General features: G+C 36.9%; 16 protein-coding genes. 3 read left to right on the forward strand and 13 right to left on the reverse strand.

The annotated features are described in order from the left end of the window. Positions 1-145: 145 nt before the first annotated feature. The 3 genes from BQ8014_RS08060 to BQ8014_RS08070 all read right to left on the reverse strand — a co-directional run bounded on the left by BQ8014_RS08060 (position 146) and on the right by BQ8014_RS08070 (position 4582). The gene (locus BQ8014_RS08060) at positions 146-1753 is read right to left on the reverse strand and encodes a glycoside hydrolase family protein (protein WP_080903925.1); all 1608 of its coding nucleotides are present in this window, start codon (positions 1751-1753) and stop codon (positions 146-148) included. A gap of 62 nt (positions 1754-1815) precedes the next feature. Next, positions 1816-2727 carry an ROK family protein gene (locus BQ8014_RS08065; protein WP_080903926.1) on the reverse strand — a complete coding sequence of 304 codons (912 nt, stop codon included), beginning with the start codon at positions 2725-2727 and terminating at the stop codon, positions 1816-1818. After that, positions 2720-4582, reverse strand: a complete 1863-nt coding sequence (locus BQ8014_RS08070; protein WP_234998012.1) for a class I mannose-6-phosphate isomerase — start codon at positions 4580-4582, stop codon at positions 2720-2722. The genes BQ8014_RS08065 and BQ8014_RS08070 overlap by 8 nt, the downstream gene beginning before the upstream one ends. Before the next feature lie 329 nt (positions 4583-4911). Between BQ8014_RS08070 and BQ8014_RS08075 the strand changes: the two genes are divergently transcribed. After that, positions 4912-5946: a GntR family transcriptional regulator gene (locus BQ8014_RS08075; protein ID WP_080903927.1), complete on the forward strand. Its 1035-nt coding sequence runs from the start codon at positions 4912-4914 to the stop codon at positions 5944-5946. An 86-nt stretch (positions 5947-6032) separates the two neighbouring features. Here the strand turns inward: BQ8014_RS08075 and BQ8014_RS08080 are convergent, their stop codons facing one another. The 7 genes from BQ8014_RS08080 to BQ8014_RS08110 all read right to left on the reverse strand — a co-directional run bounded on the left by BQ8014_RS08080 (position 6033) and on the right by BQ8014_RS08110 (position 19616). Further along, positions 6033-8840, reverse strand: a complete 2808-nt coding sequence (locus BQ8014_RS08080) for a sugar-binding domain-containing protein (RefSeq protein ID WP_080903928.1) — start codon at positions 8838-8840, stop codon at positions 6033-6035. Positions 8841-8972: 132 nt separating this feature from the next. Further along, on the reverse strand, positions 8973-10421 hold the full coding sequence (locus tag BQ8014_RS08085) for a hypothetical protein (RefSeq protein WP_080903929.1): 1449 nt from the start codon (positions 10419-10421) through the stop codon (positions 8973-8975). Continuing rightward, positions 10408-11664 carry an MFS transporter gene (locus BQ8014_RS08090; protein ID WP_080903930.1) on the reverse strand — a complete coding sequence of 419 codons (1257 nt, stop codon included), beginning with the start codon at positions 11662-11664 and terminating at the stop codon, positions 10408-10410. Before BQ8014_RS08090 ends, BQ8014_RS08085 begins: the two co-directional genes overlap by 14 nt. 9 nt (positions 11665-11673) lie before the next feature. Beyond that, entirely contained in the window at positions 11674-12594 is a 921-nt protein-coding gene (locus tag BQ8014_RS08095; protein WP_080903931.1) for a hypothetical protein, read from the reverse strand. Between the two features lie 7 nt (positions 12595-12601). Next, complete coding sequence (locus tag BQ8014_RS08100) at positions 12602-14683, reverse strand: DUF6259 domain-containing protein (protein WP_139785101.1); 2082 nt, start codon at positions 14681-14683, stop codon at positions 12602-12604. Positions 14684-14806: 123 nt separating this feature from the next. Continuing rightward, the gene (locus BQ8014_RS08105; protein ID WP_080903933.1) at positions 14807-16525 is read right to left on the reverse strand and encodes a RagB/SusD family nutrient uptake outer membrane protein; all 1719 of its coding nucleotides are present in this window, start codon (positions 16523-16525) and stop codon (positions 14807-14809) included. A 10-nt stretch (positions 16526-16535) separates the two neighbouring features. Beyond that, entirely contained in the window at positions 16536-19616 is a 3081-nt protein-coding gene (locus tag BQ8014_RS08110; protein WP_080903934.1) for a SusC/RagA family TonB-linked outer membrane protein, read from the reverse strand. A 248-nt stretch (positions 19617-19864) separates the two neighbouring features. On the opposite strand from BQ8014_RS08110, the gene BQ8014_RS08115 reads away from it, so the two are divergent. Together BQ8014_RS08115 and BQ8014_RS08125 are read left to right on the forward strand one after the other, a co-directional pair. Beyond that, positions 19865-20971 carry a M20 metallopeptidase family protein gene (locus tag BQ8014_RS08115; protein ID WP_080903935.1) on the forward strand — a complete coding sequence of 369 codons (1107 nt, stop codon included), beginning with the start codon at positions 19865-19867 and terminating at the stop codon, positions 20969-20971. Positions 20972-21323: 352 nt separating this feature from the next. Next, on the forward strand, positions 21324-22583 hold the full coding sequence (locus tag BQ8014_RS08125) for a hypothetical protein (protein WP_200814374.1): 1260 nt from the start codon (positions 21324-21326) through the stop codon (positions 22581-22583). A gap of 367 nt (positions 22584-22950) precedes the next feature. Here BQ8014_RS08125 and BQ8014_RS08130 read toward each other — a convergent pair whose 3' ends face one another. From BQ8014_RS08130 to BQ8014_RS08140, 3 genes are read right to left on the reverse strand one after another with little or no spacing between them, the layout of a single operon-like run. Beyond that, positions 22951-23712, reverse strand: coding sequence for a LytR/AlgR family response regulator transcription factor (locus BQ8014_RS08130; RefSeq protein WP_080903937.1), 762 nt, complete (start codon positions 23710-23712; stop codon positions 22951-22953). Continuing rightward, on the reverse strand, positions 23712-24794 hold the full coding sequence (locus BQ8014_RS08135) for a sensor histidine kinase (protein ID WP_080903938.1): 1083 nt from the start codon (positions 24792-24794) through the stop codon (positions 23712-23714). The genes BQ8014_RS08130 and BQ8014_RS08135 overlap by 1 nt, the downstream gene beginning before the upstream one ends. After that, a complete protein-coding gene (locus tag BQ8014_RS08140; RefSeq protein ID WP_080903939.1) occupies positions 24787-26007 on the reverse strand; it encodes an ABC transporter permease in 1221 nt (406 codons plus the stop codon). The genes BQ8014_RS08135 and BQ8014_RS08140 overlap by 8 nt, the downstream gene beginning before the upstream one ends. Positions 26008-26018: the final 11 nt, after the last annotated feature.

Below are 26018 nucleotides of genomic sequence, written 5' to 3' on the forward strand. Positions count from 1 at the left end.
TTCAATTTTAATAGGACACTTCTAATCGAGTTTAGATAGTTCTGTTTCAACCATTGCATCTGCCGTACGCTTAACTATTTCCTCGTTGATGTTATATCCAAATTTATTCCAGCTATTCCACCCCATATGAAGAGTCATGCCCATTCTATTTGATGTTTATAAATCTGACATCATCGCCCGTGCCGACTTCAACCGTATTTGTATTGATTGTGCATCCATCAAACAAAACATTCTCTACATGATAACTACCTATAGAAGTCTTGTCGTTATAGCTTGTTATGTGGAAAAACTTCTCTGTTGTATTGTCTGTTTCGAATATGCAGTTCTTAAAAAGAATATTCTTCGGGATCGGACCTTCAAGTGCTTCATACGTGTCTATCCACATACGACGATTATAAAAATGACTGTTTGTGGCAATAAGTGGACCGCGAAAGCGGAAAGTGCCATCAAAATCACAATTTTTTATTTCTGATTCAGGAGCTACCATACTATCAAAAAATATGTATATATTTGTTCCTGAAGTAAGTTTAGGAAGGATCCTATCTAATTTGATCTTATTGATAGACCCTCTTTGACAAATCACTCGTTCAACATTTGCTGTTCCAACCAACATTCCAGTAGCAGTATTAATAATGGTGAGTTTATCACCAGTTTTGAGAGGGATATATGTTCCTTTGGTTTCTGGCCAAAAGAGATCTATTTCGTCTTTATTAGCATTCACATCTTTCACATAAAGGGTTGATGCGGATATATTTATAATATCATCATATAAGGCTTCGGCATTGCAATTGTCCCAAATAATCCTACATCGATTTTCCTTACAGTGAAACCCGTCACGCCAGGATGTGAAATTTAAATTTTGATCTAGTGCATTGGGGGCACGCTTGAAGTTCACGTTAGAAAAAAGTAATTTTTCTTCATTTCGAAAAATACCAAACCCAAAGCGTGATACTGCATAAATATTACAATTCTTCATTGTTAGATTTGTATTTCCAACGAAGGAAAAAGCACGTTCAATCATATGTCCTATTTTAGGAGTGGGAGCAGTCAATGCTGTTGAATCTAACATGGAAACCCAATCTCGTGTTTTGGAATCATTGGGGTTAAATGTAATTTCAAATTTATTAAAGGCCTTATCAAGCATTTTATATTTTGTTATATACATGTGATAACGGCTTAAGGGTTTATCAAGAACTCCGAACCATGTGACAGAAGGGGTATATTCTTCGCCAGTTACCATCCCAATATCTCGGTCGGCAATCATAATTGCAGTAGAGTTTTCAACGTTTACACCTCCTGGTATGGCTATTGCTCGAAACGCAGGTTTTATTTTATAGTCAAAATTGAAACCTTCTAGCGTAAAATTATAAGTATAATTGACTTGTGCGTAACTATATTTACCATCAATCAAAAGTGTAGTATTGCTTCCTTTGATAGTCATATCTTTTCCACCTTCAATGGTAAAGATCGCTTTGATATTCTCCGAGTTGTTTCTAACATAATAGGTTCTGTTCTTTTCAAACATTAATGTAGCACCATTGCCTATTTCGGTCATTTTCGATATCGCATTAAGAATGGCATCTGTATCATCGGTGATACCGTCACCCTTTGCTCCATAGTCTTTGACATAAATCGTTTTTTTATCTGTCTCTGCAAATTCTGATTGATCTGAACTTGCTTTCAATCCTTCTGACTTGGCAAGAGGATTAAGAAAACTCCCAAAGAATAGAATTGATAATAAAATGTTTTTCATAAATAATTAACTTAAAGTGTATAAGCCTATAGAAATCGGTTCAAAAGATCAAGGAAGTATTATTATTGTTTTAGCAACTTCCATAATATTCCATAAAAAGCAGCATGATCAATACTATCAACAGGGGATATTTGTTTAAGTGTTTTTAATCCAGATAATCTCTCTTTTAATATCTCTTCCATATGCCTGTATGAACGGGAGATTTGCCCTCCAAGCAATAAACATTCTATCTCCTTTTGTTGCAGAATACCAACAATTGATTCAGATAGAATTTCTGCTGCTCTTCCGAATGTTTTGATACTCGCATTATCTTCATTATCCGCTTGTTTTCCTATATCAAATACAGTTATGTTTTCTAATACATTTTTTTTACAGAACTCTTTGTATATCTCTAAAATTCCCCGTTGTGAAACATAATCTTCCAAAATCCCATTTTTATAAGGTGTTTCATAAATTGTTATAGATGGTAAACATAATGGAGTACACTGAACAATTGTGTTCTGAGAAAATGCAAAGCCAATTCCCGTACCTAATGTAACAACTGCTGAATTCTTATACGGCTGTGCTCTGCCTTTCCATTGTTCACCAAGTAAAACAGCATTTGCATCGTGCACACAACAAATAGGTATATGTTTATCTATGTTGGGGATATTATAAATCAATTGTTTCAGGTTCTCACCATAAACAGATTGAAACTTATGTTCCATTAAGAATGTACCTGTTTTATAATCAAAAGGACCAGGGATTGCAATACCAATCCCTTTAAGCGTCTTTTTTACGGAATCAATCAGAAGCAGACCATTTGAGATGCATTCGCTAATTGATTGAAAGATTAATTCTTTAGACTTACTTGAATGAGATAAAACTCTGAAAGCAGAACCTTTCAATATGTCTCCGCGTTTATTTAGCACTACTGATTTTATAAAAGTACCTCCAATATCAAGAACAAGATATGCTTCGTTTTCTTCAATCATTGGAAAATCCTTCTTTTAGCATTGTTTTATGTACACAAACGGGATGATTGCCTAGGTTTTGGATAACATATTCGCCCATACTTGCAGGAATAATAACTATGTCCATAAAATTCTGGATATAGTAATGTTCCGGATTACTAACAGACTGTATCCTAACTTTCTCTCCATCAACCAATGACAAAACATGAAATACCCCGTTAGTGTTATCTTTAATCGTCTTCATAAACTCCAATCGTCTCAAACTGAAATACAAAAGATCGTGTTCTCCGATAAGATACTCTGCCCATTCTTCTCCTTTTCTTATTTCTTTGGGAGCTTGTACTAAGTGCTTCTTCACCCAAGACTCTTTTCTTTCTTGAGAAACAACGCGCTCACCATGCCATGTGTGAATAGGTCGAGGTTTTCCATCAAAATCAGCCCTCAGATAGTCATAAAGTTTGTAGGTGTATGAACCTATTGTTAGACTTCCAATTTCGAGTACCACCTGATTTCTTCCTGATGAATGAATAGTTCCTGCCGGCAATAATACTTGTAAACCAGGATTGGATGCTTCGGCATGTATATACTTTTCGTAATCGACAGGAGTGAAATCTTTTTCGGAGATTTTTACTTTGTCTATGAACTCTTGTGGATCAATATTTTCTTTGAAGCCCACATATGTTTTTGCATTATGACCTGTTGCTACTACATAGTAGCTTTCGTCTTGTCTGCCTAATTCATTATAATTTTCGATATTATAATCATGTCCGGAGTGTACCTGAATAGACATATTGCCACTACTATGGAAGCTATCATCATAATTGAAGCGGATAGGGAAATATCCTCCAAATTTATTAACACAATCTTTTCCCATCAGATTGATCCCTTCCGTTTGTACGAATGTAAAGAAAGGAAATTCTATTTTTTTGTCACCGACCTCTATCACCACACTGACTTCCATGGGTATTAGGTCAAATACCCAAGCGCAGTTGCGCATTGTATCAGGAAGATTTCGTAATTTCTTTACATACGTTCCACCCCAAACACCCTCCAAATAAACAGGTTTACAACGCAAGGGGTATGTTACCAAAGAAGAAAAGATTGCATATAATCCTTCTTTCGGTATTAATTGGATCTCATTGGGCTTATCAGATGCCAGATAGTAGTCTATAACTTTCTCTTGCAAGAGTTCTCCTCTCAGATGGATGGCTTGTTCAAAGTCTACATAATAACACCGGCGTATTGTTTCTTTTACAGGACGGGCTGTTCTATCTCCTATATTGATATAAGAGCCACGTTTGATTCGTAAAATACTTTCCTTCGGCGTCACATCAAAATAGCAGATAAAGTCATATAGAGATCTGAGCAGTTTAATGGTACATCCATATCCAAAAACAATAATTATTTTCCCTTGTTCTGTTTTTTCACTTTTCGATGCACTAAGTTTTGTTTCGAGCACATTTAGATTTTCTCTGTTGATAATACCCTCATACCCCCCTTTAAATATTTTACCAAATAATGAAACCGGATCTTTTTTCTTATCAACATCAAGATAGCTACCCAGTTCCTTATCTAAAACGTCACTGGTTTTATGAACAGTTGAAAAGTCTATTATTTCCAAAGGAACAGACTTCAATTTAAGGCTCTGTGTAATAAGATTAATTACTTGACACCATTGGGCACTTATATAGCCGTCAAATGCCGCTATTATGTTCTTACCCGGCGTTTCCTTGATTTTTTTACTGAAAATATTACTAAGATATTCTGCTGTCTGATTTGTTCCGGATATAACGGAATTAATTACGTTTTCTTCTATTACCGGCTTGTTGACTACAGATAAATCGTCAAAAGGGTAGGGGTTGTACATGAAACTCATACGTCTGTTATTTTTAGATTATTGTTTGATATTCAAATTTTATAAATTTAGCATGTATCGATAATTTTCTCATAATCTGATACTTATTTTGATTCGATGGTGTATGTCTCAATTTTTGATAATATATTCCGATAGTCTTCGTTATTTTCTTTCATTATTCAATTTAAAGTTTTTGATGCACTAAATAATTAATTAGTTCTTTATATATTTGCACCACACTACAGTAAACAATATAGTGTGGTGTGGTGTGGTGCAAATATAGAGATATAAAATATATATTGCAATAGTAATTGCTCTTTTTAGCGAAAAAAAGATTTATATTGATAATTATGAAGACTGAAATCTGCATAAATGAAAATTCAAAAACGCCTGTATATAAACAGATTATAGAATCTATTATAGATTTGGTCAATGCGAGGTATTTTAAAGAAAATGATCTTTTACCCTCTATGAACGAATTATCTGTTGAACTTGGCATTTCTAAGGAAACAATAAAAAAGGCATATTCTATACTTCGAGAGAGAGGTGTTATTCATGCGACACAAGGAAAAGGATTCTATATTTCCAAAGTTGATGATAATAAAAAGATAAATATTTTATTGTTGTTTGACAAATTAAGTACCTATAAGCAGGTCCTTTTTTCTTCTTTCGAGTCTCATATTGATAGTAATGTTGAAATAACTATTCGTTTGCATAATCAGGATATTGATCTCTTTGAACAATTTGTTGATGAAAATCTTGACTTATTTGATTACTACGTCATTACCCCTCACTTTCCATTAATGCAAGATATACAAAAAAGATTACTCAAAACCTTAAAGAGAATTCCAAACAGGAAGCTATTATTGTTAGATGTAAATATTGAAAAACTACCAGGTAATTTTGGCGCTGTTTATCAGGATTTTAAAAAAGATGTGCATATCGGTTTAATGCAGGGAATTGATAAACTTAAAAGATCTTCTAAATTAAACGTAATAACAATGCCGACCAGTTTATATGGTTCTTTGATTATAAAAGGAGTCGAAGAGTTTTGCTCTGTGAATAAAATTAATGTAGAATTTCATCATAGTATAACTCCTGAAATAATTCGGAAGAAAGAAATATATCTGATCTTGAATGGTCAGTTGGACATAGAGTTGATCGAACTTGTCAGATACGCCAAACAGATGAATTATAAAATAGGGAAAGATATAGGCATTATATCCTATAATGAATCTCCAATAAACGAGATTATACTAAACGGGCTAACAACTATTTCTACCGATTTCAATCAGATGGGTAAACTGGCAGCTCAAATGATCAACGAGAAAGCGCTTAGAAAAGTTAGATGCGAATTCCGTATGACAAGAAGAAATTCCTTCTAGTCGGAAAATGACGAGAATGATTTTTTAATTTGACAGCGCCCACGAGTAACGGGATATTCGGTACGTCCTAAAGAAAGAATATCTCCTTAATCATCATATGTCAAAATGGTTTCCAATAGCTCTGCGGATAGCTCATACTCAGGAATAAACGAATCGCCGGCAGCATACTGTAGCAAACTGGTCTTTAGTTGACGTGCCGCCGGACGGTTTTCTGCATTCGTATCTAAATCCATAGCGCATACCAAGAGTTTACCTATTCCTACTCTTGTTTCGAAAATTACACCCAACTTATAGTTTCGCTCATAATTATCTATAGGCTGAACGATAGGGCGGAAACCCTTTGGCGAACCGTTTAGGACAATCGCTTTAGACCGGCCATTAACGTCGCCCCACACATTCTCCAACTCTTGACAATACGACTCGGGAGCGTTTGCCGCACGAAATGAATCGGCAGCCGTATACCGGCCAATCAAATCAGCCCATTGCCAGTCGCTGTACTTTTCTGTTGGGAATTGAGCCAATGCCGGATGAGACGCATCGCAAAGCAAACCTAATGTTCCCGGTTGATTGAACAGTCTTAAATTCCAAAATGCAGGTAAAAATGTACCTTTCAAAGCACTTTGTCCTTTTTTTATTTTAAACAATCTGACGGAATCAGGTTGAAGCATCTTAGGGTTAGTCGGATATATACCTTTATTGGGATCGGAGAACAACACAACATTTTTCCCTCTCCGCAAAGCTTCTTTGGTTGCTTCATCATAAGCATATACAACCCTTACATTATCAGGGGGCGCCGGTTGCTCGGCAGGATATACCCAAATATGCCAACTGTTGGATACATCCCCGACAATGACGGAAACTTTTAGACGCGTCGCCTTATCAATGCCTTTCAGTGACGCAACGATCTTACCCAAAGACGAAACACCTCCGGATTTAATATTAATAACCGGTAAAGATCCTTTTGCAATAGAATGACCGGCATCATCGACGATTGACCAGGCCGGTTCTACTCTCGTATCAGATTCGTTGGTATAATCAGACAATTCGGAATATGCAACAAAATCTTCCTGATTCGTATAGATTCTCTTAGGCATCCTTAGTAAGGCAACTTTCGAATCACAAAAATGTCTGAATTCCTGTGGTGTAATTAATCCTTTCGAATCCCAGAATGCATCAAGCCAACCAACAATGGCTGTACCCTGTCCCGGATAATCACGGGCTTCCAGTAATTGAAACCCACCATGAGGAAATGTACGCAAATTGGCTTCTATCTCTTCTTTATATAAAAGTACACTAAACTTACCGCTGGCTTCAAAGAAATCATCCGCCTGATCAAACATTCCGCCGGTAATAAGTGACTTTTTATATTCCTCGTAATTGTACGCTCGCAATGTTCCGGTGTATTTCTTTATTTCTGAAAAATCCGGATACATAGCCCATTGCCCGATTTCATGAGATAAGGTGGGTACCTCTGAACCTGTTGTCGATTTATCGACGCCACTGCCTCCTATACCGGCAAGCCATCCACGCGAGGAATTCCAACGATCCCAGTCTGTCCGCGGACCCGCAATCCCTCTTTGTCCGGTTTCGAAGAAATCACCATTTTGGTACGTATCACCGTTTTCACACCTGTAAAGGCGTCGGTTGTCCACATTACGGGCGAGGCTTACCAAGCGATCAAGCTCTCCGGCCGATTCATTTCCCATTCCCATCAATGCAAAAGACGGATGGTTGCCATATGTCTCCAAAATGTGAAGGAGCTCTTCGGTAATGTACTGATCCCGCTCTGCATGTTTACCAAAATGAGGAGCATCCATTGTCCACAGCGGAAGTTCTACCTGGAAGTAGAAACCAAGTTCATCGCCTGCCTGAAAAGCCGCTTCGGGTGGACACCATGAATGAAAACGCAGGTAATTGAATCCGTGAGCCTTACAGATAGACAGGATACGCAGCCAGTCGGATTTATCCATCGGCGGATAGCCGGTCAGAGGATATACACACTCATCCACAGGCCCACGAAGCAAAAACGGAACTCCGTTATTGGTAAACTGTTTGTCTTTAATTCCCAATTTGGAATTTGCATACGTTACCCGTTTTGAGTCGGAATATTTTCCGACCTTAAGAAAAACCTCAACCTGCTGCATAACAGGATTAAATTCGTTCCATTCTTGTCCGGCAATATCGAACGGAATTTTAAATTCTCCTCCTTCACTGGGAATAAAAAAAGGTGTCTTTTGTATCGTCGCTTTTATACCCTTCCCTGTCGCATTACCGACTTTTACTCGTAAATGATCCCGATAAACCTGTACATTCCTGATCCAGACTGGATCAGTAGCACGAAGTTCTATCCGTCCGATTATCCCGTTCCAGTTTCCCTGAGTGTCTTCCGTAATTCCGTGATTCCATGTGCCGATAGGAATTTTGTAGGTATTATCCACGCAAATGGTTATCATATGTTTTCCGGGTGTCAGTATCCCAAAATCGTACAAATGAGGTACTGACAAACTATTACGCATTCCCACCGGCTGTCCGTCAATCCATACGTTTGTTTCCCAATGACAACGTTCCAGGAACAATTCAATCCTTTTTCCGAACCACTCCTGAGGTATATCGACTTCTTTCCGGTACCACGCTTTACCTATATATCTCACCGTTCGTGTTAAGCGCCCGATTGCCGGGTTTGATGTTTTGACTCCAAACCCTCTTTGTTCACATGAACCGGGTAGTTGTAACGATTCGGAAAATGTTTTATTAAACCATTTTTCCTGTAGGCCGATATCATTAGGATCTAGTTTAATTCCCCACAATCCGGCTAATGATTGCCTATAATTACCGGCAAAGCCCGAAATAAAATAACCTGCAAAAAATATAAGTAATATTATCCTTTTCCCCATATCTTTTTATTTAGTTTTTATATATTAGCAAAATAAGATGAAAATTAAATATTTATTTATTAACGCCTTACAATCTAAAACATCAAATATTATATTGAGTAACTTTTTCATATTCTATGTTTTTGATAATTGCTATTTTATTTCATAAAATTCGAATCCCATGATTTCGGCAAACATAGAAAGTTCGATACGGAAGTCGCCATCCACCAAGGCAAAGTGTTGTGTAGTGCCAATCTTCAGGATACGTTCAAACAATTCCTTTACCGGAACAACCGGACGGAAAATACTGTGTGAATAGGTCGCCAGCAGATGTTCTCCTTCCAAAGAATCCACCAGGGTGCAGATTAATTTATATTTACCGTTTTCTTCCGCTAATTGTGCCATCGTTTTTCTTCCCGGGGATATCCGATACCAGGCAAACGGAGCTCCGGCATATTTATAACTGGTTTTGGCGAACCTGACATCTCTTGCAATCAATACATTTTGCGTATATGCCGGATCATTATGATCATTTGGGCCGGCATGTCCTCCGGCGAAAGTTCCAAAATCTGATTCAATATGGAACGGTTCAATAAAGTTTACATGCTTTCCGCTAAGCAGTTTAAGCACATAAGTGATTAATCCTGCACCAATATCAGCTTCTGGAACAAGGACCGAATGATTTTCATTAAAGTAAGGATGATAAAATCCTGCTCTCAATCCGATCAGTTTAAACATCGCCGTATCAATATCATTAAAGACCATTACATCGACATTATATTGAGAAGCCAGCTTTGCCAAACCGATAGACGCTTTTACAGAGGCTTCAAATTTTTCCATCTCCACATCATCCATTATTTTGTATTTGGTGAGTAATTCCCCTTTATAATCAGCAAATTCTTTATTGCTTATTGCAGTGATGGCATCGGCATAAGTCGAGTAGGAAATAAAGCGGATCTCAGGACCGACACGGGTAAAAAGGTTGTACGGATCCATATAGGTTGACCACATCGCCTCATTGTAATTAGCGAGTAGCCCGATTGTTGATTGAGATAGAATTTTCTTTACGCGCGCTGCCACTGCAAATTGGCGTATCTGTTTTGTGAGTTCATCTCTTGTGCCGATAATTACTTTCAGTTGTTTTCTCTCAATACGTGCAACAGAGCCGGAGGCCTCCAGAGAACCTACCAGCGTACCGGAACATAGATAATCAATAAAATCATCTTCATCCAGCGTATTTTCAAAAGACATTCTCTCTTTCACAGGATTGACAAACAAGACAGGAATGTCCGGCATATCCCTTAAGAAGCGTATCCATACAAAATCTTCCGACCATGAGAGAAATTCTGCAATGACGAAATCAACCTTTTCCGAGAAAAAAGAAATCATTGCTTTGTCGAGGTCTTCCCGCTCATATACGATATCGGTATACACTACGTCAAGAAAAGATCGTAGCGAGTCTGAATTGATGACCGACTCAACTTCTTTTGTTTTTCTTTCTCCGTAAGTACCGCGTGAAAGTCCTATTCCGAGATTCTTAAACCGGGGTGAAGCCAAAAGCAGGAGGCCGGCTTTGGGTTTTCGGTGTTTATTGTTGCTCATACTGTATCTTTTTATTATGGTCTTTTAAATAGAAATATTTCCCTGCGATCATCATACCTATTCCACAAATAAGCCAGATAATCGCTAATGACGATATACCGAATGATAAACCCAATACGGATTTTATGTATCCCAGGATGATCGGGGCGAAAGACCCGACAGCAAAACCGATCATGATCATTACCCCTGAAGCAGAAGAATGATACTTGGAAGGAATCACATCATAGAGTACCGTATATGTATTTGCATCAAAAAAAGCACGAGCAAAACCAAATCCGGCAAAACCGATGTAAATAACTAATAAAGTAACAGACTTACCCATTAGTAAAATGAATGGAACCGCGATCAATAATCCAATACCTTGCATTATCATTCGGAAAGAAGGGTTCTTTTTAGCAAAAAAATCAGACAATCTTCCAGCGAGCAGAATCCCTACAAAAGCGAATAAGTGAGTGTAAAACATAGAGTGAAAACCAGCAGCAGATAAACTCATTTGGAAATTTTCATACAGATAAGTGGGCATCCATGTTAGATAACCAGTTAGTACAAATATCAATCCGCTGAAACATAGAGTTAACACGAGTGCTGTTGGTGTTCGAAATACAATCCCGAATCCTTCTGCAAAACGAACTTTTTCCTTTACTATTTCTTTTTTATCCATAACCGTTTCTTTTTTATCCTTCAAGCGAAAACCTAAAACAATTCCATGTATAACGCCAATGGCTCCAAAGAGATAAAAAGCACTTCTCCACCCCCAAATTTCCCCAATATAACCAGCAATATATCCGCTTAGAATAATACCCAGATAGTAAGCTGTTTGATGGATCGACATAGCAAATGCTCGTGTTTTATCATGATATTGGGCCAACAAAGAATAGTTTGCTGGTCCGAAAAAGGCCTCACCACCTCCAGTTGCAATGCTACGTGTCAGGATTAATAAGAGAACCCCGTTGCTTAATCCTGTAAACATGGTTGCAATGCTCCAAAATATAATGCTGATTGTCACAATCCACTTCCTACTGAAAATATCACCGACATATCCGGCAAGAGGAACCAGCAAAGCATAAGCAAGATTAAAAATAGTAGCAATTGACCCGATCTGGACATCAGATAAGTCCAGGTCGGCCTTTATCAATGGTAAAACCACATTGAAAACCTGCCGGTCCGCCTGATTCAAAAGATAGGCGATCCATAAGAGGGCTAAAACCTCCCATTTATAATTTGATTTAATCAATTTATTCATAATAAATTCTCAAAACTCATAAAGTTCATATTTGTTGATCCAATTAATTTTTTCCCCGGGGGCTACATTAATGCCAATATATGGTTCGAGACAAGATGTTGTTGATGAAGCCCAAAACACCATTTTCAATAATTTCTGATTTCCTGTCATTCTTACTCCGGCTCGCGAGCATCTATTTTCTATTTTAAAAGAATAGGTGTCTTTTTCAGGATCAAACCCGTATACATTATCCATAAAAACAGATTCCCCTCTATAAAGACATCTGTTATATTCAATCCTTTCATTTCTGATGATAGCAGGGCCGTCAGCATCTCGCCATTTCCCTTTCGGATTAAAAGAGAGATTGATAACGATATCAGGACCAGTAGGATGTCGATCTATTGTAAAAAAATGATGGTTGTATACATCTGTCGATAGAAATTGAGTTCCTGTATTTTCCAAAGTATATTCCAACAGAAATTCATCATTCAGCAGTTTAATGACTTTTGTATAGACATAAGAAAATAGGTTACCTTGCAAAACATGCCTGAATGTAATTGAAGCATCTTCATGTGATATATTCCATATTCCTGCATTCATGATTTCATATAGGCTAAACCTATTATAGTTAGTTTCTTTAGGTTTACGTAATGTGCCCACCCCTATTTTTAGGAACTCACCGTCTACATGTGCTTCATTATATCCAATTGGAGAGAACTCATCCACAGGTCCACAAATGGCATCATGAGCCTTAGGGTCATACTTCTCAAACCATTCACTAAAATACTGATGGTTTTTATATTCCATCTTGTATATGATACCCGACCAATCAAAACGAGTGCCTTTGTAATAGCCCCTATTAATATCCGGCAGATACAGTTTTACATTGATATTATTATTGAATATTGTTTTTTCAGGAAAGCTTTTCTGACTGTTAATGACCTGTTGCATAGCAAACTTATTGTTCGAAAATCAATAATCTTATACTATTGGGGTCAATAGGAGAGAAAGCCTCTGTTTTATCACTCCGAGGATCAGAAGCACATTTTAACAGAAAACCAGGTGCTGAAATTTTAAAATTCCCTTTTTTCTCTAAATTCCTATTCCAAACAATAACTCCCATTTTATTCCCTTTGAGAAAGGCTTTCGCTATAATATCATCCTTGCTATCAATGATGACTCCTTCTTCATCCACAAATCGTCCATGCATCAATAAATCAGCATTCTTTTTTTCAAACGCTATAACCGAATGAACATATTCTACCGCTTTCTCGTTTATGGCAAGTTGTATACTGGCAAAATCCGGAGGACTAACCACATTGCTATATTCGTCAATGTCAAGTACCCCTGTCATCAGATACTTAACATCACCATTATAGCGGCTCTCAATTTCATGCTTTAGCCCATATACAGTAGCATAATTCATATTAGTACGAGTTATGGCAGGATTGGGATTCCGTTGCGTTAAGATAAATTCAGGAAAAGTATACCTGAACAATTCCGGAAAACCATTAGGTGCGGGAGAGGATGCTTTCCCCAAGCCGTGGGTGTAATCAATATCTTTACTTATTACATCATTTACGCCTTCCGTCATCACAATAAAATCCGATTTAACGGCCTTCGTCTTTTCATTGATTTCCTTTATTAATTCCACACGTGATTTTATGTCCGATTCACCGAGCATATGGTCATGTCGATCGGAATAACAAGGTAAAGGTTCTAACACACCGATTTGATCGTAGAGTATGCCGTTCGCACCTAAGGACAAGGCCTGGAAAGCCAAGTCTACCATCGTTTTTCTCCATATTTCCGACCCAACACACGCTTGTGCAAAAATGACAGGAGTCACATTTCTCTGTTTGATATAGAATTGAATGTCCGGTCTCAGATTTTTTTGTACCAACATGGTCTCTATTCCCAGATCATGGTAATAATCCGTAGAGGTATCCATAATTTTCCCGTTTGCGTAGAGAATGACTCTAAGTCCTCTCTTTTGCACCCGCTTTATTGCTTCTTTAAGTGCAGCTCTGCCACCCATTAAGTGGTCCGGAACATAATCAGGGTAAAGATGGTCATGCCCGCCATGCGCCCAACCAAATAGCCCTATAGTTGTCAGATTGTGCCGTTCTGCAATATCGCATAATTTATCCAAATCATTGTATTTCCACATGATCTCACCATCCTGTTGCTTTAAAATAGCCAATAACCACCCTGTATCATTGATAACCCATTGGGGAGGTGATGCGATCGAAAAAAACTGATCATACCATTGGCGATAATATCTAGCAGCCTGGTGCCATTTGCCAGCATACGGATATATGATCATCTTGGGAATTGCGCCATTGCTCTTATGCAGAGAGATGCTGATGTCTGCAATAAGCTCATTTTTATTATTATCATGATTTAATCTAAAATTTATTGGTTGTTGAGCGGGATCATGGCAACCGATATAAAGTCCAGTTTTCCCGTTGTTTAATGTAAACCAAGGCAGAGAAGCGTTGTGTCCACTTGGATATTGAAGAAGTCTTGCACCTAAAGTATTCAGGTCTTTTATGTATTCCCCAAGCCCATAAGGCCAATATAATTGGGGAGATTCTCCAGTGATGGCTAATTTATAATCGATACTATTAATGACCCAATCATCTGATTCATTTTGTATCTCACCAGAGAAAGAGAAGGCGTTATCTATTTTTTTTACATCTAATATTACTTTAATAGGCAGTGCTTTATTTTCAATATAGAAGTCATTGCATTCAATTCTGTAATCCATATCTGATTCTTTTACAGAAACTTTATGTTGAATCAGCTCGTATTCCCTGTTTGTTTTTCTACTACTTAAATTTATTCTACAAAATCCGTCTGACATAGCGTGATTTTGTACGTTCCACTCGATATTTTTTATGATGACAGAACCATTCATATCAATGTTTAAAGTTGCATCAACCCCCTTGGGGTTAATCTTATTTTCAGGCTCAAATGTCGAATGTGCTTTTGTTAAATGAAAGCACATAAAAAATAATAATAATAATTTGAATTTCATATTTATATATTTTTTTCATCAATAGCTTGATGTTCCCTTTACCATCAGTTAAACTATTCGGGCTGTAGAGAAAACATCAAGTTATTGTTAAATAATTGCACCCTAACAATTTCTCTGTTTATATTAATATCCGGGATTTTGTTTCAGATTTTTATTGATTATGATCTCATTAGCCGGAATAGGCCATAAATACTGCCTATTTTTATCAAATTTTCTTTCTGCTAATTTCTGAATCAGTCCAGCATTATACATTTCCGAGAAATCGGCAATACCATCCTCATCAATAGGAGGAGTGCTTGGGAAAAACCATAGACCGGGTTTTACGACCTTTTCCCGTAACTCGGCGACTTCCAACATTCCATATATTGGTTTTGTTAACGCTTTCTCTGCTAAACGCCATCGAATTAAGTCAAAATATCTAAGGCCTTCGAACGCAAATTCCATACGTCTTTCTATTCGTAAGATTTGTCTCAATTTGGTTTGATCTGTAGTAGAGATTGCTGGATATAATGAGGTTTGTGTATAATCGACTTTATAAGCCCGTGCTCTCACTTTATTCATAACATCTAACACTGATTGATCAATTTCATTTAATTCGATCTTGGCTTCCGCATACATTAATAGAACATCTGCGTAACGAAGAATTACATTATCCGGATCTGCTCTTAAACCAATCCAGCTGTCATCGATATGTTTTTTCCTTACTAAACCGTTATAGGAGCAGTATTGATCAACTGCACGAGAATCTTTATTGGCTTGCATTTTTCCAGTGTTGTAATTTAGCACCTGTAAAGAGTCTGGATGAGGTTGATATTGAAATCCCAACCACTTCGTACCGAATTCAACAATTGTTTTCGTACATCTAGGATCTCTGTTCTTAAATGGTTCTTGAGGATTAAAACGAGGTGATTCGTCAATAGGAAGGCCATCATCGCATAAAAAAGCACAAAATAAATCCCATGAAGGACCACCATTATTTACCCCTCCGACTAACCGCAGCATAGGCTCCATCATACGATAAGGTGGTAGAGGCGTACCCAATTCTATAGATCTTGGTGTGCCAAAAACCGTTTCGATTGAATTTTTGTTACTATTCAAAAATAAAGTATAAAAATCAGGGTATAGCTGATATATTCCCAAATCCATACATGCTTTGGCCGCATCACGGGCAGTGGCCCAATCTCCCATCTGCAAAGCTATTCGAGCTTTCATTCCTAATGCAGCACCTTTAGTGGGGTATTTAAATTCATTATTATTATAGCTTAATGGTAAATATTCAGCAGCGAAATTATAATCATCGTATATTGCTTGCAAGATTATCGATTTGTCTGTTCGTGAAAGAGTTAATGCTTCCTCTATTGATAGAACTCCAGTATAATATGGAACGTCTCCATAAAGGAATATCTTTCTGGCATATTGTCCTGCACGCGCGAACCTTGCTTGAGCCTCGTAAATTTTTAATTTATCTTGCGATACAGATGACGCAGCCCTATCCATGCTTTGTAACATTCTGTTTGCCGCAGCAATGCATCTGTATGTCCACATAGTTCCGACAACAGTTGTTTGACTGTTTATTGTACCAGCCGTTACGTCACTTAAAGTTGCTCTTGCAGTCCAATCATCTGTAAAATAATCTGTCCAAAGATATGTATTACTTACATTACCTAACGATAAATCTGATGGCCAAAAATCAATATGGTACAAATATGCCACAGACATGTCCAATTCTTCTTTTGTTGAATACCAATTTTCACTAGATCCTTCAGATAAAGGGTTTAAATCCAGATTACTACATGAACTCAATAGCGTGCATGTGATTAATATAAATAATAAATGTTTCATGATTTGAAGTTTAAAATTTTACAGATACTCCTAAAATAAATGATTTTGTTATCCAATAGCTTGATGTTTCTGGATCCCATCCTTCCGGATAATTGTCTATCGAGAATAAGTCGTTCGCACTGAGATAAACCCGTAGATTTTGGAGCCTACATTTTTCCGCAATATTTTTAGGAATAGTATATCCCAACGTGATATTTTTTAGTCTGAAATAGGCTCCGTTAAATAGCCAAAAATCAGAAAAAGAATAGTTGTTTGTTGTTCCAACTTCAGATAATCTGGGATATTTTACATTTTCATTTTGTTCAACAGTATTATATAAACTCCAGTAATTTCCAGTTAACAATTCAGGAACTTCCATAAATTGATCCCTAAATGGCTGAATCATTGAAACAGATAATAGCGAATTTTTTTTCCCAATTCCTTGAAAAACCATTGAAAAATCAATTCCTTTATAATCAAGTCTTATATCTCCACCATATTGATATCTTGGCAATGAACCTCCTAATAGTACCCGGTCATATTCTGCGGATATTATTCCATCAGGTATTCCATCAGGGCCACTAATATCTTTATATTTGATGTCTCCGGGTTTCACACGTGCATTCAATGTTGCCGAATTATCAACTTCTTCCTGGGTCTGATAGATGCCTTCTGATACATAACCATACCATTCATTAAATTCACTCCCTTCATATTTAACTTGTGATCCAAGAAACTGTGTACCGCCTAAATTCCCCATTATAGATTTAGAATCAGAAAGATTGGCGGATACGGAATAGCCTAAATCTCCTATCTGATCGCTCCATCGAACTGAAAATTCCCAACCTTTTGTGTGCATTTTCCCAGTATTCTGTTCCGGATCACTAACTCCCATATAATCCGGTATAGCCAAGGCCAGTAGCATGTCTTTGGTTTTCTTTTTGTAATAATCGCCACTAAAGATCAATCTATTATTAAAGAAATTAGCATCTATCCCAATGTCATATGTTTCTGTTGTTTCCCAAGAAATATTTTCTATTGTATAATTCCCGATTGCAGCAGTTTGAACAGCTGTTGCATTATTCCCATAATATAAGATTGAGTTACCAAATTGAACGGTTGATTGATAGGGGTAATTGCCTATCTTTTCATTACCTAGGGTACCCCAAGAAAACCTTAATTTCAAAAAAGAAAGAGGTTTGATGTTTTTCATAAACGATTCTTCTGTAAGAACCCATCCTGTCGAAAAAGACGGGAATAAACCCCATCGATGGTCCCTATGAAACCTTGACGAACCATCATACCTCGCATTTGCTTGGAGATAATATTTATTCTTATAATTATACATAACTCTACCGAAATATGAACGATATGCATTTTCATAAGCATTTCCTCCATTAGTCTGATAATTTTTATCCCCCAAATCCAGATAAGGAAATTCCGTTAATATATATTGATCCCTTGCTGCAGCTAGAGCCTCACTCTTGAAATAATAATTTTCATATCCCAGCATCGTGTTTATACTATGATTACCTATCTGTTTATCATAATTTATCAGAAATTGTGTGGTAGTCTTTATGTTTTCAGTTCTTGATTCAGATAAATAATTAGTAGTTCTGATTCCAATATAGCCTACTGTCATATTAGGATTTTCCCAATCTGTGTAAGGAACTCTTTTGTAAAATGCTTTACCTTTAGCTGTATAATATTCTGGAGAGAAAACGCCAGATATTTTTAAACCTTTAATTGGTGTAAGGTTGAGGGCTAGCTTCCCCCTTGTCACATTAGCTTTGCCATCAGAAAATCCTCCATAGTTCAGTTGGGCATAAATATTAGAGCCGGATTTTCCAGATGCAACACGACCATCTGACCATTCCATTGGATAAATCGGGGCACATCCGGCACTAGGGTCAATAGGATAAAGTGGATTTTTATTTTCAGAATAGATAGCACTAATATCGGCTTCCAGAGACAAGTACTTATTAATATTAATATCGTTGTTAGCCCTAACAGTAAACCTATCATATCCCTTATTTTTATATAATCCCTCTGTCTGATCATATGCAAGTGATATATTTGTTTTTACTTTTTCAGTACCTCCTGTAATACTTACTTTGTGACTCTGTCGGTGTGCAGACTTTTTAAGCATTGAAGTAAGCCAATCCTTATCTGGATATTGATTTGGATTTTCAGCATGAAGAGATGGATAATTGTCAATTACGTCTTTTGTATATACAGGATATTCACCCCCTGCATTATTACCATTGTCATTCCATTTCATTTCATTGTATAAACTCATGTATGTTTGAGCATCTACATATTCTGCGATTCGTGTTGGCTTATCTATCATATATTCGTAATTATATGTAATACTAAGTTGACCCGATTTTGCTCTTTTAGTTGTTACAAGAATAACACCTGAAGCAGCTCTGGAACCATAGATAGAAGCTGAAGCGGCATCTTTCAACACAGAAATACTCTCAACATCATTAGGGTTTACCCAATCAAGTGAACCCGGGACTCCATCGATAATGATTAATGGCTCACTGTCTCCTATTGTTGTAATACCCCTAATTCTTATTGTTGCAGAAACATCTGATGCACTACCTGTTCTTGTAACCATGACTCCAGGCATTGTTCCTTGTAATGCTTCAGAAAGTCTAGTAGTCGCTTTTTCTTTTAACGCACTTCCTTGTACAGAAGCAACAGCCCCGGTTAAATCTTTTTTCCGTACGGTTCCATACCCGATTACCACTACTTCATCCAATACTTTTGTCTCTTCACTCAACGTTATATTGATAACGCTTTGATTTCCGACATTTATCTCTTTAGTTTCCATTCCAATAAATGAGAAGACGAGTGTCGCCGGCGTTGGGATGTCCTGAATTGTGTAGTTTCCTCCGAGGTCTGTTATTGTTCCTTTGCTTGTTCCTTTAATTGAAACAGATACACCGGGAAGGGCTTCTCCTTTTGTGTCTTCCACTTTTCCATTAATCGTCTTGTTTTGGGCTATAACAGAGAGCGTTGACATAAAACAAAAAAATAATAAGACAAATAAAACAGGGCGTCTTTCTGCCTGTGAGTACAGATTCTTCAGTTTAAAGTTTTTCATACTTAATAAATTAATTAGTTTTTCATATCTTTTACACTACCTTATTTATGAATGGTGTGGTGTAGTGTGGTGCAAATATATAAGTATAAAATTAATATTGCAACATAAATTGTTTATTTTTTTGCAAAAATAAATATTTATATTAAGAGTTGCTTTTAATAAAGCTTGTATGTATTTGATTAAAAGTATTTTATCTGTAGTGTTATTTGTCCTCTGTTTTTTATAAACAGAACTTATGGATACCAGAGATGAAACATATTCAAGAGATCATAAAACAATATTTATCAAACTTGGGGCTTCAAGTTAAAACTGACATTTATGGTTATGGAGTTGTGGGCATTTTAAACGGAGATAAAAAAGGCAAGAAAATTGCTTGGAGAGCTGATATGGATGCACTACCAAATGACTTTCCTGATAAAGTTGATTTCAAATCTAAAGTAAAAGGTGTTCAGCATGGTTGCGGTCATGATATACATATGGCAATTGCACTAGGAATAGCTGAGGTTCTGGCAAAAAATAAAAAATCTTTGCATGGAACGGTATATTTTATTTTTCAGCCTGAAGAAGAAACATTTGTAGGCGCAAAAAAAATGATAGAGAATGGGCTACTTTCCAAGATAAATCCCGACGAAATTTATGGGCTACACGTAACCGCATTACCAGTTGGACAAATACTGGTAAAAAAGAATGAAATATTTGCGTACCAAAAAAGAATAAGAATAGAGCTGAAAAATGATTTGTCCAATGAAGAAATAAAAGAACTGACAAATAAAATCCATAGTTCATTATCCCGTGCGCAAATCGGAAGCAAACCCTGGGAAATTCAATATATTGGTGACCCTAAAATTGGACTTGCAAGCCCTAACACAATCTTTAAAGATTACCTTATAATAGATGAAGATTTCAGCAGTTATTCAGGAAATGACACGCTCTTTCTGGAAGCAAATTTATATGAAACGGATGCCGCTAATCTGAGAAAGATCATTCCTCAAATTAAACAAGTAATAGAAGTAGGCGGCTATAGAGAACAACTGCTCTCGGTTTCATTTATAATGGAAAACCCGACAGTTATAAATGACCCCGAATTGACGGACTTTGCAGTAAAAACGCTTGAAAATATTTATGGAAAAGGGGGGCTTATTAAAGATTATGGCCAGTGTCCTTTTTTCAATGATGATTTTGCATATTTTCAACAAAAGATACCTGGTGTTTATTTTTTATTGGGTGGCTCCAATTTAGAAAAAGGAATTGTAGCTCTAAATCACGCACCAGGTTTTGAAGTCGATGAAGAATGCATAAGAACAGGGGGCAAAAGTTTTTTATCTTTAATTCTCAAAAGACTAAATGAAAAATGAAAAAACGTCAGCTAACATGGTATTGCCCAATTTTTATTTACCGTTTTCACGAAAGGACTCTAACCGGCGAAGCGGAATATTTAGAGAAGATGCCAGTTCTTTGCCTTCTATCTACTCTTGTTCAATTTGAATGGACCAAAGATTTCGTCGTTTTTATCTTCAAAAACCGTCTCTAACTTATATGTTTGTGAGAATGTCGACAAATAAGAATTATCTTAGATTTTTCTTATCGAAGTACGGGGTAGTTATGAAAATAAAATAGATTGCTCCTGGTACTAATAAAACTCCACACATATGGCATATTACACTGAATTATTATTTTTGTATTGTTAATCAATTTATAAGAAAGAAGATGAAAGAGAAGATTTTTTTTATGGCAATACTTGTTTTTGCTCTATTTGCTACCTGCTGCAAAGCACAAAATAAAATTTCAAAAGTAACGGCTTTGACGGAAGTTTTCGGCAATGGACAGAAAGTTACCGCTGCCATAGTAGAATATGATAAAGCGATAAAGAATTCAGGCTTGTCTGCAAATGATTTCTCCGTAGAGGGCAGAACCATTACTAAAGTTTATGCCAGTGATTCTGTGGAAAAATCTTCTGCCGGCAAGGATGGAAAATATGTGATTATAGAGCTTTCTCCCGACGATGAACTGGCTCCTACATTTTATCAGGATGCCGGTAAAACGACTCGCCGGGACGCCAGAGTAAATATCAAGCAACTTTCAGCTATTAAATCAGTGGACGGTATGTCCGCTCCTCTCACGGTAGAGTATATAGAAAGTACCCGACAAATCAATCTGGTTGTAGATGATTTCGTCCAACGTACCTATACTTATAATCCTACGGGGGATACGTTGCAATATAACTTATTTATACCAAAAGATTATGACCCTGCAATATCTTATCCTTTGGTATTGTTCATGCACGATGCCGGGGCTACAAGTTCTAACGTGCTCACTACCCTTATTCAGGGTAATGGCGCTATCGTATGGGCTACTCCTGGCGAACAGGCTAAGCATCCGTGTTTTGTATTGGCGCCGCAATATGAAGTGCAAATTGTGAACGATAACTCGGAGGCAACAGTGCATTTGGACATGACTATTGATCTTATCAAAGATTTGATGAAAGAATATAGTATTGACGGAAATCGCCTATATACTACAGGCCAGTCGGGAGGGTGCATGATGTCAATTGCAATGGACATAAAATATCCTGATTTCTTTGCCGCTTCCTACCTTGTGGCAGGGCAATGGGATGCCAGTCTGGTTGCTCCGATGGCAAATGATAACCTTTGGATTACCGTTTCGGAAGGGGATACGAAAGCCTTCCCGGGAATGAATGCCATAACCACTGCATTAGAAAAAGCAGGAGCCAGAGTGAGCCGCGCCGTTTGGGACGGACAATCCACTCCCCAAGAGTTTGAACGGGAAGTCAATCAAATGCTTGCCGAAGACAGTAATGTCAAATATGTAGCATTCAAACTGGGTACGACTATTCCCGAAGCATTACGAAGCCAGACGAGAGGAGGAAGCGAACACCGTGGAACCTGGCAGGTTGCGTATAATATTGAGGGAATCAGAGAGTGGCTTTTTGAACAAACAAAGAAATAATTATATGGGTATTTAATAAATTTATTGTTCTTGCATATCAATAATTTCTTATCGTCGAGTTATTAATGCAACACAGGCAATATTCCTATGCCGGACGATGTTCATAAAAATAAGATTGGAATGAGTTCCGTTTCCTGTTAATACTTAGTTTTTTATAGTGTCCGGTAAATTTTCTCCGGCCGGCCGAAGATCTTTTGCCGGCGGTTCGAAGATCTTTCTCTGACCGGTCGAAGATCTTCGAACCATGGTCAAACATAAATTGGAAAACGGCTGCTAACAAGTATAAGTATTGCGTGTCAGGCAAGGAACTATTTAGGAATGATGAAGTAAAGAATATAAATTCTAAAAGCGTATGCATTTTGCTTTTTTATTTTGAAACCCAAGTTTTAAATTCATGAGCACGTCCTTTACTGATCAGAATCTTATTCGGAATATTCACTTTAAGGTTTACCGACAGTTTGCTTGCAAACCAAATTGAAATGTCAACAATGGCACCACGGGCTATAATATATTGTCGGTTAGCACGAAAAAAAAGTTTAGGGTCAAGATGTTGTATTAATTCATCCAGTGTTTTATCCAGGTAATATATTTTACTACTATATGTCATAATTTTTATCATCTTCAAATCGATATAAATGCAAGCAATATCATTGACCGGCAAAGGAATAAGTTTATCTTTCTCTGGAACTAAAAAGTAGGATTTAAAAGAAGATTCATTTTCTTTAATAGAAGCCAATAGTTTATTAAACAGTTTGGAGTTATCACCGGATCTATCTGTCAGATTTTCATATTTACGGATAGCTCGTTCCAAATCTTTTTTGTTTATCGGTTTTAACAGATAATCAATACTATTGACTTCAAAGGCCTTGAGGGCATATTCATCATAAGCTGTCGTAAAAATAACGGGACAGGTAATAGAAACATTGTCAAATATATCAAAAGATGAACCGTCAGCTAAATGAATATCCATAAAAACCAAATCCGGCATAGCATTCATCTGAAACCATTCTATACATTCGTCAATAGACTGGAGTATGGCAACAATTTTTATATCCGTATAAATTTCGTGAATAAGAGATTGCAATGCATCCGACGCAATCAATTCATCTTCAATGATTAAAGCTCTCATTAGTTTATATATTGTTTCAATGGTACTTCTACTACGAATAGACCGTCTTTATTACTAATAGTAATCTTTTCTTTCCACATCAAAAGATAATGTTCCGACAGATTAGCGAGTCCGATGCCTTCTCCTACTTCGGCTTTTTTCTTCATCTGAATAGAATTTCCGACTCTAATTGTTTCGTTTTCATGGGTGGATATTGTAATTTTCAGAGGCTGCTTTAAACTTATTACATTGTGTTTTATCGCATTTTCTACCAGTATTTGCAAACTCAACGGTATAATATAGTAGTTCAGATAACTTTTATCTATATTCTGTTCTATCTGCAAACAATCTCCATACCGGATTTGCATTAAATGGCAATAGGCATCACAAAATTTTAATTCTTCTTCCAATGTAATAACCTGTTTGTTTTGCAAAATATAGCGAAACACAGAAGATAGTTGTTGGACGTATTCCTGCGCTTTATCCGGATCCGTTTTAATCAAAGAGTTCAGGGTATTTAATGCATTGAACAGAAAGTGCGGGTCAACCTGATTCTTTAAAGCAATAAAACGGGTTTTGATATTCTCGGCCTGTAAAATGGTGTTTTCCAAGACTATTTGTTGTTGTTTTCTCGACAAATATAGAATTTGCGAAGAAAATATAACAATAATAGCTATGCCATAATCACGGACTAATCCCCCACGTATGATTTTATAGGAGTGAGACGGCTCCTGAATATGTATTTGTATCCAGGAACAAGCGTAGCTTAAAACAGTCGCTAATGAAAAAGTAAATAAAATAATAAAGACCAATTTCTTTAATGAAGAAAAATCTGTCCTTAGTAACTTAAAATTAAGCAAATAAAGCAAATATGTATTCAGGAAAATAAAACCGAGATGAATCAGCACAATATGTACTCCAAATCTGCCGGATTGGAGTGCCTGGTCTTCCGAGAGCAGAAAGAAGTCTCTCCCGAAAAGATACATAGTCAGGAGAAGGACATTCAATAGAATAAACCCTAATGCAAAGAAAAAAGCTGTTTTATAATCGGGCAATGACTTCGGCATAATATCTTTTGTGCAAATATAAACATATCTATTCATATCTCAGAGCCGTAATAGGATCTAAAGATGCAGCTTTTTTAGCTGGGTACCAGCCAAAAAAGATTCCTGTAACAGTACAAACCAAAAAAGATATTCCCACTGCGGGCAGGCTGACTATAAACGGCCAACTTAGTGCTCCGGCAATTATATGTGATAAAGCTAAACCCAATATTATACCGATTATGCCACCTATAAGGCAAAGAATTATACTTTCATATAAAAACTGGAATAGAATATCTTTGTTTTGCGCCCCGATAGACATACGCAATCCTATTTCCTTTGTACGTTCGGTTACAGTCACATACATAATATTCATAATACCAATTCCTCCAACTACCAGCGAAATAGAGGCAATAGCTACCAGTAATATGGTGAGTAAACCTGTTATCGAAGAAGTCATTTCCAAAATTTCCTGCTGTGTACGCACCTGAAAATCATTTTCTTGCTCTGTTTTTAATTTATGCTCTTTTCGTAAGATTGATTCGATTTCTTCTGCAGCTAAAATCGCTACATTTTCGGAATTTGCCGAAGCCATAATTGTATGTATATAATTGATACCCAGAAACCTTTTTTGTACGGTAGAGTAGGGGGCAATAACAATATCATCCTGATCCTGGCCCATTTGATTTTGCCCTTTACTTTCAAGTATTCCGATTATTTTTAATGGGATCCTGTCTATACGGATATTTTTACCAATAGGGTTTTTATCGTCCGGAAATAAATTATCCACGACCGTCTTACCTACTATACAAACCTTTGCGGCACTCTTTATATCCTGTTTCGTAAAGTTGCTGCCTCTGGCTAATCCTAGTTTTCTTATTTTCAGCAGATCAATGTTTCCACCCTGTATAATCCCCGGCCAATTATGGGCACCGTTGACTAATTGCCCGCTCGCACTAACAACAGGTGTGGCTTCAGAAACATATTTCACCTTACTTAAAATTGCATCTACATCTTTATTTACCAGAGTCTGTGCATCTCCAGAACCAATATTTACTCCCCCCTGCCGTTGGCTGACGCGGGAAATTGTTATCAGGTTTGTCCCCATAGATGATATTTGGTCATTGATACTGTGGGTTGAACTTTGCCCTAGGTTAACCATAACTATTACTGACGTTATGCCAATAATAATACCTAACATGGTCAACATTGCCCTTGTTTTATTTCTTAAAAGAGCTTTGTATGCTATTTTGACTAAATTAAAAATATCCATGATTTCCTTTT

It is taken from the genome of Parabacteroides sp. Marseille-P3160 (assembly GCF_900162725.1).
GTDB lineage: Bacteria > Bacteroidota > Bacteroidia > Bacteroidales > Tannerellaceae > Marseille-P3160.